This is a genomic window from Agromyces kandeliae (assembly GCF_009674665.1).
Lineage (GTDB): Bacteria > Actinomycetota > Actinomycetes > Actinomycetales > Microbacteriaceae > Agromyces > Agromyces kandeliae.
In genome coordinates this window covers 72,478-86,257 of sequence record NZ_WKJD01000010.1, presented here as the reverse complement: position 1 = coordinate 86,257, position 13,780 = coordinate 72,478, and the positions used below count along the sequence as shown (strand labels likewise).

Annotated in this window: 14 protein-coding genes; 8 read left to right on the top strand and 6 right to left on the bottom strand. The window is 72.2% G+C overall.

The window, feature by feature from the left end; genetic code table 11:
* Positions 1 to 240: aldehyde dehydrogenase family protein (locus tag GJR97_RS06725; RefSeq protein ID WP_154345736.1), on the bottom strand; the 240-nt coding region annotated here is incomplete at its 3' end.
* A gap of 148 nt (positions 241 to 388) precedes the next feature.
* Between GJR97_RS06725 and GJR97_RS06720 the strand changes: the two genes are divergently transcribed.
* The 3 genes from GJR97_RS06720 (at position 389) to GJR97_RS06710 (ending at position 3,385) form a co-directional block, all read left to right on the top strand.
* Positions 389 to 2,080 (top strand): PucR family transcriptional regulator, encoded by a 1,692-nt coding sequence (locus tag GJR97_RS06720; protein WP_229276046.1) that lies wholly within the window; start codon positions 389 to 391, stop codon positions 2,078 to 2,080.
* A 113-nt stretch (positions 2,081 to 2,193) separates the two neighbouring features.
* A complete protein-coding gene (locus GJR97_RS06715) occupies positions 2,194 to 2,652 on the top strand; it encodes a VOC family protein (protein WP_154345734.1) in 459 nt (152 codons plus the stop codon).
* A 10-nt stretch (positions 2,653 to 2,662) separates the two neighbouring features.
* Positions 2,663 to 3,385 carry a winged helix-turn-helix transcriptional regulator gene (locus GJR97_RS06710; protein ID WP_324613236.1) on the top strand — a complete coding sequence of 241 codons (723 nt, stop codon included), beginning with the start codon at positions 2,663 to 2,665 and terminating at the stop codon, positions 3,383 to 3,385.
* A 38-nt stretch (positions 3,386 to 3,423) separates the two neighbouring features.
* On the opposite strand, the gene GJR97_RS06705 is transcribed toward GJR97_RS06710, so the two are convergent.
* Complete coding sequence (locus tag GJR97_RS06705; RefSeq protein WP_154345733.1) at positions 3,424 to 3,783, bottom strand: YciI family protein; 360 nt, start codon at positions 3,781 to 3,783, stop codon at positions 3,424 to 3,426.
* 164 nt (positions 3,784 to 3,947) lie between these two features.
* On the opposite strand from GJR97_RS06705, the gene GJR97_RS06700 reads away from it, so the two are divergent.
* The gene (locus GJR97_RS06700) at positions 3,948 to 5,627 is read left to right on the top strand and encodes an alkaline phosphatase D family protein (protein WP_154345732.1); all 1,680 of its coding nucleotides are present in this window, start codon (positions 3,948 to 3,950) and stop codon (positions 5,625 to 5,627) included.
* An 18-nt stretch (positions 5,628 to 5,645) separates the two neighbouring features.
* Here the strand turns inward: GJR97_RS06700 and GJR97_RS06695 are convergent, their stop codons facing one another.
* The gene (locus tag GJR97_RS06695; protein ID WP_229276045.1) at positions 5,646 to 6,812 is read right to left on the bottom strand and encodes a DmpA family aminopeptidase; all 1,167 of its coding nucleotides are present in this window, start codon (positions 6,810 to 6,812) and stop codon (positions 5,646 to 5,648) included.
* Between the two features lie 143 nt (positions 6,813 to 6,955).
* Here GJR97_RS06695 and GJR97_RS06690 point away from each other — a divergent pair, with 143 nt between their 5' ends.
* Both GJR97_RS06690 and GJR97_RS06685 read left to right on the top strand, forming a co-directional pair.
* Positions 6,956 to 8,452 carry an APC family permease gene (locus GJR97_RS06690; RefSeq protein WP_154345731.1) on the top strand — a complete coding sequence of 499 codons (1,497 nt, stop codon included), beginning with the start codon at positions 6,956 to 6,958 and terminating at the stop codon, positions 8,450 to 8,452.
* Position 8,453: 1 nt separating this feature from the next.
* A complete protein-coding gene (locus GJR97_RS06685) occupies positions 8,454 to 9,047 on the top strand; it encodes a TetR/AcrR family transcriptional regulator (protein WP_324613235.1) in 594 nt (197 codons plus the stop codon).
* 34 nt (positions 9,048 to 9,081) lie between these two features.
* On the opposite strand, the gene GJR97_RS06680 is transcribed toward GJR97_RS06685, so the two are convergent.
* Entirely contained in the window at positions 9,082 to 9,465 is a 384-nt protein-coding gene (locus GJR97_RS06680; protein WP_324613234.1) for a cupin domain-containing protein, read from the bottom strand.
* Complete coding sequence (locus tag GJR97_RS06675; protein ID WP_154345730.1) at positions 9,462 to 10,910, bottom strand: NAD(P)/FAD-dependent oxidoreductase; 1,449 nt, start codon at positions 10,908 to 10,910, stop codon at positions 9,462 to 9,464. Before GJR97_RS06675 ends, GJR97_RS06680 begins: the two co-directional genes overlap by 4 nt.
* Positions 10,911 to 11,083: 173 nt before the next feature.
* On the opposite strand from GJR97_RS06675, the gene GJR97_RS06670 reads away from it, so the two are divergent.
* Positions 11,084 to 11,890: a glycoside hydrolase family 16 protein gene (locus GJR97_RS06670; RefSeq protein WP_154345729.1), complete on the top strand. Its 807-nt coding sequence runs from the start codon at positions 11,084 to 11,086 to the stop codon at positions 11,888 to 11,890.
* A 19-nt stretch (positions 11,891 to 11,909) separates the two neighbouring features.
* Here GJR97_RS06670 and GJR97_RS06665 read toward each other — a convergent pair whose 3' ends face one another.
* Positions 11,910 to 13,073 (bottom strand): serine hydrolase domain-containing protein, encoded by a 1,164-nt coding sequence (locus tag GJR97_RS06665; RefSeq protein ID WP_154345728.1) that lies wholly within the window; start codon positions 13,071 to 13,073, stop codon positions 11,910 to 11,912.
* Positions 13,074 to 13,202: 129 nt separating this feature from the next.
* Here GJR97_RS06665 and GJR97_RS06660 point away from each other — a divergent pair, with 129 nt between their 5' ends.
* Positions 13,203 to 13,748, top strand: a complete 546-nt coding sequence (locus GJR97_RS06660; RefSeq protein WP_154345727.1) for a PadR family transcriptional regulator — start codon at positions 13,203 to 13,205, stop codon at positions 13,746 to 13,748.
* Positions 13,749 to 13,780 lie beyond the last annotated feature (32 nt).

Genomic DNA, 13,780 nt, shown 5'->3' with positions numbered 1-13,780 from the left:
CCGCTTCGCGATCGAGTACCCGCTCCACACCTCGAACCCACGCTGCGCCGACGCGATCGCCGCATCGATCTCGGCCTGGTCGGCCAACGCGACCTCGGCCCGGACGGCACCGGTCGCGGGGTTGAACACCGGCGCGGTGCGACCCGACGTGGACACGCTCGGAGCGCCGTCGATCCAGTGGCCGATCTGGGGCAGTTCGGTCGTCGCGGCGGGCGACGAGGCGGTCTCGGTGAGGCTCATTGTGGTCCTTCGGTGGGTCGTGGCGACGGATGCCTCGGCATCGCGTCACGCGGTGGCATGTGTGCTCGGACGCCGGGATCGGACAGATCGACCGGCGTCGTCTATGCTGGCGTTTCCCCAGTCTTACAGAGGCAGAGAGGCCGAACCGATGCCAGAGCGTCGCGAAGACGAAGCAGATCGAACGGATCGTCCGGGTGGCGCGACGGGCGCACCGAACGGCCACGGCACGGATGACGCGCTGCCGACGGTCCGCGAGATCCTCGCGCTCGACGCGGTTGCGGCCGGCGTACCCGAGGTGCTGGTCGGCGACGCGGCACTCGACGCACGCGTGCGCTGGGTGCACGTCTCGGACAGCGCGGGCGTGGCGCGCCTGCTGGACGGCGGCGAGCTGCTGCTCTCGACCGGTTCGGGCTGGCCGACCGAGCCCGACGAGCTGCGCTCGTTCATCGCGGGGCTCGTCGAGGTCGGCGTCTCCGGTCTCGTGCTCGAACTCGGCGCCCACTACCGGTACGTGCCGGCGGTCGTGCATCGTGCCGCGGCCGAGCACGGGCTGGCGCTCGCGGCCCTCCACCGCGAGGTGAAGTTCGTCGGCCTGACGCAGGCCGTGCACCGGCGGATCATCTCGGAGCAGAACGCGGCGCTGCACGCGCGCGACGAGGTGCGGGAGCGCTTCACGGCGCTCGCCCTTCGCGGCGCTCCGCCGGACTACATCGTGCAGCAGCTCGCCCAGACGCTCTCGGCGCCCGTCTTGCTCGAGAACCTCGCGCACGAGGTCGTCGCCGCCGACCTTCCGCCCGAGGCCGAGGAGGAGGTGCTCGCCGGCTGGCAGTTGCGTTCGCGCGACGCGCACCGTCGCTCGGCGCGTGGCGCCGCCGGTGCGCGCGGCTCCGACGACTGGCTCATCGTGCCGGTCGAGGCGCGCGGCATCCGCTGGGGTCACCTCATCGCGCTGCCCGGGCCGGCGCATCCGGCGGGGCGGACGAGCGTGCTCGAGCAGGGCGCGATCGCGCTCGCGCTCGGACGCCTCGCCGACGGGGACGACGACGCCTGGGGCCGCATCGGGCGGCAGCGGCTCGTCGAGCACCTGCTGGGCGGTCGGTTCGCGGCGCCCGGTGGCGCGGTCGCGCGCCTCGAGGCGGCCGGCCTGCCGGTTCGCGGCGCCGACCTGTACGGCGTGGTCCTGACGGGGCGCGGCGCCGACGGCGACGCAGATGCCGCGGCGCGGGGGCTCGGCGGTCGCGCACTCGACGGGCGGCCGGTCGGCGCGGGCGCAACGGCATCGGCGCGGGTGCTGCTCGTCTCGCTCCCCGGCGGTACGCGGTTCGACGACGACGCGGCGCGGGGATTCGCGGGGCGGCTCGCGACGCGCGCCGAGGGGGCGCCGACGGATGCCTCGGGGGTCGTGCTCTCGATCGGCGCGAGTGCCGGCGACCTCGACGGGCTGCTCGTGTCGGTGCAGGAGGCGCTCGACCTCTCGCGCACGCCCGTTCCGCGTGGGACGCGTGGCCCGGTCGTGCGTCGGTCGCAGGACCGGCCCCTCGTCAGGCTGGTGACCGCGCTTCGCGACGACCACCGGCTCCAGGAGCTGGGCGAGCGCATGCTGGCGCCGCTCATCGAGCACGACCTCGCGCGCGGCGGCGACCTGCTCGACGTGCTCGCGGCGATGCTCGCCCACCCGGGCAACCGGACGGCGGCGGCGCAGGCGAGCCACCTCTCGCGCTCGGTGTTCTACCAGCGGCTGGCGCTCATCGGGGACCTGCTCGGGGCCGACCTCGATGACGGGGAGACGCTCACCGCGCTGCACCTGGCATTGCTCGTGCGGCGGAGCGGGGTGCGCTGAGCGCCGGCTCGCATCATCCGTTACTTGCTCTTGACAAGTTCACTTGCAAAGAGCAAGCTGACGGATGTCGGCCGACCGGCCGGACCAGACGACCAGCCAACATGGGGGAGACCATGGCCACCAGCATCTTCGTCAACATCCCGACGTCCGACCTCGACCGCTCGAAGGCGTTCTACCAGGGCCTCGGCTACAGCATCAACCCGATGTTCTCCGACGACAACGCGGCCTGCGTCGTGCTCGACGAGAACGTCTACTTCATGGTGCTGACCAGGGAGTTCTTCCAGACGTTCACCGCCAAGCAGGTGACCGAGCCGAAGACCCACGCGCAGGCCCTCATCGCGCTCACGTGCGACTCGCGTGAGGAGGTCGACGCGATCCTCGCAAAGGGGCTGGACGCCGGCGGAAGCGAGCCGCGACCGGCCACCGACCTGGGGTTCATGTACACGCGCGACATCGAGGACCCCGACGGCAACATCCTCGAGTTCTTCTTCATGGAGCCCGCCGCCGTCGAGAAGGGTCCCGACGCGTTCCTCAGCGAGCAGGGGGCCGGCGCCGCGGCGACCGGCGCCTGACGGTTCCGTCGTGGCGGCACGCGCCCGCGGGTTCGGCCAGTACAGCGGCGTGGCCCGCGCGATCGAGCGGGTCGGGGAGCGGTGGGCGCTGCTCATCGTCCGCGACCTGCTCGTCGGCCCGCGCCGGTACGGCGACCTGAAGGCGAGCCTGCCGCGGATCCCGACGAACATCCTCGCCGACCGGCTGCGCGAGCTGCAGGAGTCGGGTGTCGTCCGACGCGTGCCGACGGTCCGCGGCGGCTACGAGCTCACGCCGCTCGGGCGCGAGCTCGAACCCGTCGTCCTGGCGCTCGAACGGTGGGGCTGGTCGGTGCTCGGCGACCCCGGCGAGGAGGAGCGCGTGAGCCACGAGGCGCTCGCCGTCGCCCTGAGGTCGGCGTTCCGGCCCGAGGCCGCCGCGAGCGAGCCCGCGACCGAGTACGTGCTGCACGTGGGGCCCGCCTCGGTCGCGGCCGTCGTGGACGGACCGACCCTCGACGTCGTGCCCATCGGACCCGATGCGGTGCCGCAGCCCAGGCCCTCCGAGCCGGCGGGTGCCGCAGGCGCGAGCGTCGAGTTCGCGCTCGAGCCCTCGCAGCTCCGCGACCTCATCGCAGGCCGAGCGGATGCCGCGACCGTCCCGGTGCTCGCCGGCGACGACGACGGGGTGGCGCGCTTCGCGCGCACCTTCCACATCGAGCCCGCCGATCCGCCGGATGACGCGGCCGGCGGGCTCGGGGCATCCGCCGCCTGACCCGCTCGTCGATCCCGCCGATCCGGCTGGGGGTCGGCTCAGTCCCGCCCGGTCGCCGTGATCCCGCCGCTGTGCACGGGGCGCACCTCGACCCCGCCCGTCGCCGTCCGCACGGCGGGATTCTCGCGGGCGATCGCGATCGCCGCGTCGACGTCGGGCGCATCGAGCACGTAGAAGCCCGCGACGAACTGGTCGGCCGCGACGAACGGGCCGGGTCGCTCCCCGTCGCGGCGCACGGAGACCGCGTCGGCGCGCGGCGTCAGGGCGTATGCGAGGCTCATCGAGCCGGAGGCCTCGAGCGCTCGCGCGTGGCGGTCGTTCTCGTCGAGCTCGGCTTCCGACGCATGCTGCGCGTGGAGCGATTCGTCGGCGTAGATGAGGACGGCGTACTGCGGCATCCGGGCTCCCCTCGGTGTCGCCGATCCTCCCAGCACCCTCCGGCGGCCGGGAGGGGTTGACCGGCGGCGCTCGGTGCGCTCGCCGCGGCGTCCGGCGCCTGTTGCGTTCGCGCTCGGGCCGCAACCCCGTGACGCGGGGGAGGGAGGCGGGGTAGAACGAGGTGATGACCTCCCCGCTGATCCTCGGTCCGATGCTCCGCCACGTCGACGAGACGTCGGCGACGATCTGGGTCGAGACCGAGGGCGCGGCGACCGTCCGCGTGCGGGCCGACGGACGCGGCTGGCAGGCGCGCACGTTCGCCGTGCACGACCACCACTACGCGCTCGTCGAGCTCGACGGGCTGGAGCCTGGCTCCGTGCTGCCCTACGAGGTGGACGTCGACGGCGAGCCGGCATGGCCGGAGCCGGACTCGGAGCTCCCGGCATCCGTCGTCGCGACCTGGGAGCAGGGCAGGCGGCTGCGCCTCGCGTACGGGTCGTGCCGTACGAGCGTGCCGCACGACCTCGAGGGCAACCTGACGCACGGCGTCGACGCGATGCGCGCGTTCGCGCTCGCGCTCGCCGCGGGCTACGCCGAACGCCCCGACCTCATGATGTTCCTCGGCGACCAGGTCTACGCCGACATCACCTCGGACGAGATGCAGGAGTTCATCCGGAACAAGCGCGACATCGACGAGGAGCCCGGTGAGGAGCTGAAGGACTACGAGGAGTACGCCCACCTGTACCGGCTCGCCTGGTCGGACCCGGCCAACCGCTGGCTGCTCTCGACCGTGCCGACCGCGATGATCTTCGACGACCACGACGTGCGCGACGACTGGAACGCCTCGCACGACTGGAAGCAGAAGATGGAGGCCACCAGCTGGTGGCACGGCCGCATCGTCGCCGGGCTCGGCTCGTACTGGGTGTACCAGCACCTCGGCAACCTCACTCCGGAGGAGCGGGCCGACGACGAGCTCTGGGAGCGGATCGCCCGGCACGACGGCGACGAAGAGCTCGACCTCACCGATGACGTCGACGCGTTCGCCGACCGCGCCGACCAGGAGCCGACGAGCGTCCGGTGGAGCTACACGCGCGACTTCGACGACATCCGCCTCGTCGTCGTCGACTCCCGCGCCGCACGCCGGCTCGACCCGGATGACCGGGCCCTGCTGGACCCGGACGAGCTCGACTGGTTCGACGCGCAGTTGCGAGGGGGCTTCCGTCACGTGCTCATCGCGACCTCCCTTCCCTTCCTGCTGCCGATGGGGCTGCACAACGTCGAGGCGTGGGACGAGGCGATCTCGCAGGGCGCCTGGGGCCGGAGGGCGGCCGGCGTGGGCGAGGTGCTCCGGCAAGCCGTCGACCTCGAGCACTGGGCGGCCTGGGAGGACACGTTCCAGAAGGTCGCGCGGATGGTTGGGGAGCTCGCGGCAGGCGAGCGCGGGCCGGCCCCGCAGAACGTGCTGTTCCTCGCGGGCGACGTGCACTACTCCTACCTCGCCCAGGTCGACCGCGACGACGTTCCGGGCTCGCGGATCCTCCAGGCGGTGTGCTCGCCCATCCGGAACCCGCTGCCGCGCGTCATGCGCTGGTTCTCGGTCGTGATGTCGTACGGCGCGGCGACGCCGATCGGCCGGCTCGCCGCGCGTTCGGCCAAGGTGCCCGACGCGCCGTTCCGATGGCGCACGGTGAAGGGGCCGTGGTTCGCGAACAACCTCGCGATGCTCGTCGATCGCCCCGACGAGCTGCGGCTGACGTGGCACACGGGCGTCGTCGACGACGGCGACCAGCGGCATCCGCACCTCGAACAGGTCGCCGACGTGCGGGTGCCGGCGGATCCACGCGCGCGGGTGACCTCGGGCTGACGGCGACGCGCGGCCGGCTCAGGCCGCCGGGTGCTCCACCAGGCCCCGGAACGCGGCGCGCACCTCGTCGTGCGGCAGCGCGACGTTCGCGTGCCCGTCGCGGCCGACCATGTCGCGCGCGGCGACGAGCGCGTTCGCGACGGCCTCCTCGGTCGCCTGGACGACGGCCTCGAAGTAGGGGTCGATGCGGCCCCACGGCACGAAGCGAGCGGTCTCGTACGGTTCGTCGCCGACCTCGGAGGTCGGGATGCTCGACGTGAACGACCCGGCGTTGGCGGTCGAGCAGGCGAGGAAGATGTCGCCCGAGAAGTGGCTGCCGCTCGTGCCGGTACGCGCCAGGCCGAGCGGGACGCGGCGGGCGAGCGCCTCGCACTGGCCGGGCAGGAGCGGCGCATCGGTGATCACGATGCCGATGACGCTCCCCGAGCCGGCGCGCACGCGCGCCCGCCGACCGTCGCGGATGAACCACTCGAGGTCCTCGTACGGGTTCGGCGCGGACGTCTCCCGGCCGAGCGGCACGCCCGCGAGCCGCAGTTCGTGGCGGCTGCCGAAGTTGGCCTGGAGGAAGACGCCGACCGTGTGCGTCTCGTCGCCGTGACGCACGACGCGCGACGCCGTGCCCGATCCGCCCTTGAACCCGTAGCAGTTCATGCCCGTGCCGCCGCCGACGTTGCCCTCGGCGACCGGGCCGCTCGCTGCGGAGTCGATCGCGAGGATGGCGTGCTCCGGTCGCACGTGGCCGGCGTTGATCTGGTTGAGGTAGCCGTCCCAGGTCTCGCCGACGACGGGGAGCATCCACTCGGCGGCCAGTTCGGGGTGCTCGCGGTGCGTCCACTGGTCGATGCCGGAGTGGACCGCACCGACGGCGTGGCTGTTGGTGATGCCGATCGGCAGCGTGAGCGAGCCGGACTCCTCGATCCAGCTGCGGCCGGTCAGCTCGCCGTTGCCGTTCAGCGAGTGGATGCCGGCGGCGCACGGGCTGCCCGCTCCCTCGCGGCCGCGCGGCAGGATCGCCGTCACCCCGGTGCGCGCGACGACCTCGTCGCCGGGGGCGCCCTCGATGATCGTCGAATAGCCGACCTCGACGCCGGGGACGTCCGTGATCGCGTTCCATCGACCGGGCGTGCCGTCGAACGGCACGCCGAGATCGCGGGCGCGGGTGGGATGCTGCGGCGTGGTGGTCATCATCGACTCCATGGACTCGAACAATCGTTCAGTTCTTTCGTCTTCCGACGATAACAGGCTTGACAGGATGCGTCGAGCAGAAGTTGAATGCGTGTTCAAGTTCTGATCCCCGACCAGCGCCGTGGCGCGTGAGGAGACCTGCAATGACGCAACAGATCCCCGAGACGATCGACACCGGTTCGCCGCCGGTGCCCGAGCGGGACGCCCCGGGCCGGCTCGCCGGCGGCCGCCTGCGGGTGTGGGACATCGTGTTCTTCGTGGTGTCCGCGGCCGCCCCCCTGACCGTGGTCGCGAGCGCCGCGCCCACCGCCATGCGGCTCGGCGGCGTCGGCGCGGCCGGCGCACTGCTGGTGTGCGGCGTGATCCTGATCTTCTTCGCGATCGGCTTCACCGCCATGTCCCGCCACGTCCGCAACACCGGCGCCTTCTACGCCTACGCCGCGCGCGGCCTCGGCAAGCCCGCCGGCATCGGCACCGCGCTCGCGGCGCTGTTCGCCTACATCGTGCTGTCGGTGAGCTTCTACGGCTTCCTCGGATTCTTCGCCCAACTGACGATGGCAGACCTGTTCGGGCTCGACCTGCCGTGGCCGGTCTGGTCCCTCGTCGCCGCTGCGTGCGTCGCGTTCCTCGGCTACCGCAAGGTCGACGTCGGCGCCAAGGTGCTCGCCGTCCTGCTCACGGCAGAGGTCGGCATCCTGCTCGTGCTCTCGATCGCGGTGCTCGCGAACGGCGGCCCCGAGCCCTGGAGCGCGGCGCCGTTCTCGCCCGAGGCGGTCTTCCTCGCCCCCGGCGTCGCCGCCCTGTTCGTCATGGGCTTCGGCGCGTACATGGGCTTCGAGGGCACCGCGATCTACGCGGAGGAGGCGAAGAACCCGTCGCGCACCGTGCCGATCGCCACCTACATCGCCATCGGCTTCCTCGCCGTCTTCTACGCCTTCACGTTCTGGATGATCACGGTCGCGTTCGGCATCGAGGGCGTCATCGGGCTCGTCTCGAGCGACGACTTCGAGTCGACCGTGTTCATCGCGGGCGACCAGTACCTCGGCGCCTGGGCCGGCACCGTCCTGCAGGTGCTCATCGTCACGAGCTTCCTCGCCTGCCTGCTCGCCTTCCACAACGCGTCGAGCCGGTACGCCTACTCGCTCAGCCGGGAGGGACTGCTCCCGAAGCCGCTCGCCCGGACGCACCCGACCAGCAGGGCCCCGCACGTGGCGAGCACGACGATCGCCGTGATCGCCGTGCTCGCGATCCTCATCGGCTGGGCGACGGGAGCCGACCCGATCCTGCAGCTCGGCATCTGGTCGTACGGCGCCGGCGTGGCGGGCCTCGTGTTCGCGCAGGCGGTCGCGGCCGTCTCGGTCATCGGGTTCTTCGCCCGCGATCGGCGCGGCTACGGCCGGTTCCGCGTGGTCGTCGCTCCGGTGATCGGCGCGGCGGGCCTCATCGGCGGGTTCCTGCTCATCGTCCTCAACTTCGAGTACGTGACCGGGCTCGACGCCGCGGCGAACGCGCTGCTCATCCTGCCCACCCCGGTGCTGTTCGCGGCCGGTATCGTGTGGGGACTGGTCATCCGCCGCCGCAACCCGGCGCAGTACGCCGCGCTGGCGGAGTCCAAGGCCGAAACGACCCCGGAACGGTGACGTGAAGCAGTCCACCAAGCAGGCGCAGCGCCGCGACGCACTCGTCGCGGCGCTGCGCCGCGTCGCCGGGGAGCGCGGCATCCTCCAGGCGAACGTGCGAACCGTGGCCGCGGAGGCCGAGGTCAGCGCGGGCAGCGTGCTCTACTACTTCCCGACGTTCGACGACCTCGTGGCGGCCGCCGTCGAGGGCGTGCTCGAGGAGTTCTACGAGCGCCGCCGCCGGATCGCCGAGGAGGTCGCCGACCCGCGCGAACGGCTCCGGGCGATGATCGAGGCGGGCATTCCCGACGAGATCAGCGACGACCTGCGGATCGTGTACGAGAGCATCGCGCTGCTGCCCGAGCGTCCGCAGCTCCGGCCCCTCCATCGATCGATCGTCGAGCGCCAGGTGATGCTGTACCGCGCGACCCTCGAGGTCGGAGCCGGGCTCGGCGCGTTCCGGCCGCGCATGCCGGTCGCCGCGATCGCGCGGAACCTCGTCGCACTCGAGGACTCGTACGACATGTACCCGCTGCTCGGACTCGGACTCGACCGCGCCGTGTGCCGGAGAGCGGTGCTCGACTACGCGGCGATCGCGCTCGACTGCGAGCTCTGATCGGTTTCGCGGCGTACCGCGCGGCGCGGTCGCCTCAGCGCGCGATGAACAGCTTGCGCAGCGTCTCGGTCACGGTCCAGACGGTCGACATGCCGGCGTCGAGCCGCACGACCGACCCGGGTCGGAGCTCGAGTGCAGGCAGCGCCGGCTCGACGAACTCGACCGTCGCCCGGCCCGCGATCACGAGGAACACCTCGTCGACCTCGACGTCGCGCATCGCGCCCGGCGTCATCTCCCAGACGCCGAGCTCCCCGGCGCGGTCGCCGTCGGCGGGTTCGTCGAGCGGGACGTAGCCGGTCTCGGGCGCGCCGGCGACGACCTGCTCGGCGGGCACGGGCTCGTGCGCGAGCGGCAGGGTCGCGGCATCCGTCATCGCACCCGCGGCGAGGCGGGCGAACGCCTGCTCGGGCGCGCTCACGAGTCGAACCCGAGGCCGAGGGCGTCCAGGGTCTTCAACAGCATGTTGCGTCGTCCTCCGTCGTGGTCGGCGCGGTCGAGCGACCAGCGCGTCGCGTTGATGCCGAGGGATGCCGCGGGCTCGGGCGGGAACGGCAGCGGCCTCGTCTGCACCATCTTCAGGCGCGTGCGCTCGGTGTCGCGACCGGCGAGCAGGTCGAGCATGGTCTCGGCCATGAAGCGCGTCGAGGCGACGCCCAGGCCGGTGAAGCCCGAGGCGTAGGCGACGCGACCGTCGCGTGCGAGCCCGGTGAACGCGGTGAACTGCGTCGACGTGTCGATCGCGCCGGCCCACTTGTGGCTGAAGCGCAGGCCCTCGAGCTGCGGGTAGGTCGTGAAGAAGTGGCTCGCGAGCTTCTCGAAGCTCTCGGGTCGGTCCTCGTAGGCGTCGCGGACGCGGCCGCCGAAGTGGTAGATCGCGTCGTAGCCGCCGTACAGGATCCGGCCGTCGCGCGTCATGCGCGAGTAGTGGAACTGGTTGGCCATGTCGCCGATGCCCTGGCGGTTCGCCCAGCCGATCGCGGCGCGCTGCTCGTCGGAGAGCGGTTCGGTCATGAGCACGTAGTCGTAGACCGGAACGGTCATGAGGCGGTTGCGCTTGAGCAGCGACGGGAACACGTTGGTCGCGAGCACCGCGCGCGTCGCGTCGACTCGGCCGTGGTCGGTCACGAGCTGCACCGCGCCGGTCGAGCCCGGGGTGTCGAGGCCTGTCACGGGCGAGCCCTCGAAGATCTCGACGCCGGCCTCCTCGGCGACGCGTGCGAGCTCGGCGGCGAGCTTCGCCGGGTGCAGGATGGCGCTCGTCCGCGTGTTCCAGATCGCGCCGAGGTACGTCGGCGAGTCGACCTCCTCGCGAACCTGGTGCTCGTCGAGCAGCTTCACGCCGTCGTCGCCGCGGGACGCGGCTTCCGCGGCCGCCTCGTGCAGCCACTCGACCTGGTGCGGCTCGATCGCGACGTCGAGGGCGCCGTTCCGCTCGAACTCGAAGTCCATGCCGAACTCGGCCTCGGCGGCCTCGATCGCGTCGAGGTTGGCCAGGCCGAGCCGGTCGAGCTCGTCGATCTCATCGGGCCAGCGGTTGACGCCGTTCTCGCGGCCGTGCGTGAGGCTCGCCTCGCAGAAGCCGCCGTTGCGGCCCGAGGCGGCCCAGCCGATGCGCTTCGCCTCGAGGAGCACGACGTGCAGGCCGGGGTTCGCGCGCTTGGCGAGCACCGCGGTCCAGAGGCCCGTGTACCCGCCGCCGACGACGGCGAGGTCGGCGACGATGGTGCCCTCGAGGCGCGGCCGTGCGCGCTTCGCGTCGGCGGGGAGGTCGTCGAGCCAGAACACGCTCGCCCTGGTGTCGGCGAGGCTGCGGTCGATGACGGATGCCGCGGGGCGGCGGCGTTCGAAGACGGTCGTTCCCATGGGTGGGATCACTCCAAGTCGGTCTGGTGGCTTCCATCCTGCCGCATATTGCACAGATGGACAATAGACAGGGCGTCGGGATGCCCCGCGGGTATCGGACAGCCTGCATCGACGTTCCGGGCGACTGTGGATGAAGGACCCTCGTGTCGGCGGCGTGGGGCAGGATCGAGCGCATGCCCGCAGTGCCGCCCGCTCCTCCCGTGCCGCCGCCCGCCCCCGACCTGCTGGAGTTCGACGCCGACCTGACCGGTCCCGAACTCGACCTCGAGCAGTGGATCCCGCACTACCTGCCCCAGTGGTCGAGCCGTGAGCGCACGCGCGCACGGTACGACGTGGTCGACGGCGTGCTGCGACTGCGGGTCGATGCCGATCAGCCGGCATGGTCGGTCGAGTACGACGGGTCGACCCAGGTGTCCAACCTGCAGACCGCCGTGCGGTCGGGGCCGGTCGGCTCGACCGTGGGGCAGCATCCGTTCCGCGAGGGGCTCGTGGTCCGCGAGGCCCAGGGCGATCGCCGGCTGTTCACGCCGCACTTCGGCCGCGTCGAGATCGTGGCCGCCATCGACGGCATCGACGAGCACGCCCTGGCCGCGCTCTGGATGATCGGAATCGAGGAGGAACCCGGGCAGTCCGCCGAGATCTGCGTGTTCGAGGTCTTCGGGCGCGACATCGCCGACGACGGCAGCGCGCTCGTCGGCATGGGCGTGCACCCGTTCAACGACCCCGCCATCACCGACGACTTCGAGCAGGTGCGCCTTCATGACGACGTGCGCGAGCCGCATCGCTACGCCGTCGACTGGCGCCCCGACGAGGTCGTCTTCTCGATCGACGGCCTCGTGCGGAAGCGGGTCGCGCAGTCGCCGCAGTACCCGATGCAGCTCATGCTCAACGTCTACGCGTTCCCGCCCGAGGCGCCCGCGACAGCGGACTACCCGGAGTCGTTCGCCGTGCACGCCGTGCGGGGGTATCGGGCCGAGTGAGCCGCGCCCGACCGGCGGCTCACCGGCGCGCGGCCTGCTGCAGTGCGCGCTCGATCTCGATGAGCGTCATGAAGCTGCGGCGCATCTCGCGCGTCGATGCGAAGTTCAGCACGATGTCGGCGTCGTCCACCGGATCGTGGAAGACGTGCGTGGCGAGCACGCCGATGTGGCCGGTCGGGCGAGGCAGGCCCGCGAGGAACGGCGAGAAGCCCCCGAAGCGGACCTGCATCATCCCGGCGCCGTAGCGGATGCCGGGCCGGAAGCGATTCCGCGGAGCGGCGAGGTGCGCGAGCGTCTCGGGGGCGAGGAGCTCGCCGCCGTGCAGCGCACGACTGAACGCGAGCAGGTCGCCGGGCGTGCTCACGATCCCGCCGCCCGCCCAGTCGCAGCTGAGGCTCGTGAACCCGCTCGCCTCGACGCTGCCGATCCGCAACGGCGCGATCTCCGGCCTGGTCGCTGACGGTGGGATCTCGGCGCCGGCACCGGCACCGGCGCCGGCGCCGATCGGCGTGCCGCCGTCCGAGATGACCGCCGCGCGGTCGCGGTCGGGAGCCGAGTGGAAGAGCAGTGCGCTGTCGCGCATGCCGGCGGGGGCGAAGATGCGCTCGTGAAGCACCTCGTGGAACGCGCGTCCGGTCGTCTCCTCCACGATGCGGCCGAGGAGGACGAATCCGGTGTCCGAGTACTGGAAGCGCTCGCCGGGGCGGCCCACCGGCCGTTGCCGGTCCCGGCTCACGGCGAGGAGGTCCGCGGGTGTCCACAGCCGGTCGGGCTCCGAGACGACGAGGTCGCGCATCCGCGGCCCGCTCGTCACCGGGCCGTCGAAGTAGTCGGCCACGCCGGCGGTGTGCGACAGCAGGTGGTCGACCGTGGCGCCGCCCGCGGCATCCGTCATCGAGGTCGTCTCGAAGAGACCGGCGACCTCGTCCCCTGGAAGCAGGTCCGCCGCGGGCGTGTCGAACGCGAACGCCCGCTGCTCGACGAGTTGCGCGACGAGCGTCGCCGTGGCGAGCTTGCCGACGCTCGCGACGTGGAACCGGGCGTCGGCGTCCCCGAATCGGTAGTCGATGCCGAGCGCCGGTGCCCTGACCGCGACCTGGGGCGGCCCGAGCTCGCCACGTCGCCGCGTCGCGCGGGCGAGGTGTCGATCCAGGCGCGTGGCGAACGACTCGGCGGGGCGCATCTGCGAGAATCCTCTCGTCTCGGTTCGTGATATCACGAGTAGGGATATCACGATGAGGAATATACGTCGCCGATCGGCCGCCGACAAGAGGCGGTACGTGATCGGCGGTGGTCGCGGAGGGAGCGTCGGATGGGCAACGTGGTCCTCGGATTGCTCATGCTGCTCGGGCCGCAGACCCTGTACTCGCTGAACGCGCAGTTCCAGCGCGGACCGTCGCTCTTCTACCGGGCGAGCTTCGGAAGCCTGCAGAGCGCGTTGCGGGGCCTCGTGGCGTCGGGGTACGTGACCGTCGAGGGGGTCGTCGAGGGCGGCCGTAGCAAGAAGATCCACACGATCACCGACGAGGGCGTGGCCGCGTTCCACGCCTGGATACGATCGCCGCTCGCCGGCGGCGACCTCGAGGTGGCGGCGCTGAGCCGGCTCTTCCTGCTCGGGCTCGTCGACGACGCCGGCGAGCGCCGTGACATCCTCGACCACATCGTCGCGGAGGTCGAGCGCGAGCTCGCGCGACTCGAGGAGTTCGCCGCGACCCTGGACGAGCAGTCCGACGCGGTTCCCGATGAGTACCGCGAGGTGTTCCGCTACCAGCGCGCGACGCTCGACTACGGGCTCACGGCGCACCGCGCCGGCGTCGCGTGGTTCCGAGACCTCGCCGAACGCGGGCCCGGCGCCTGACGCAGGCGGCGGGCCAGCCCGCGCGCGCGGCG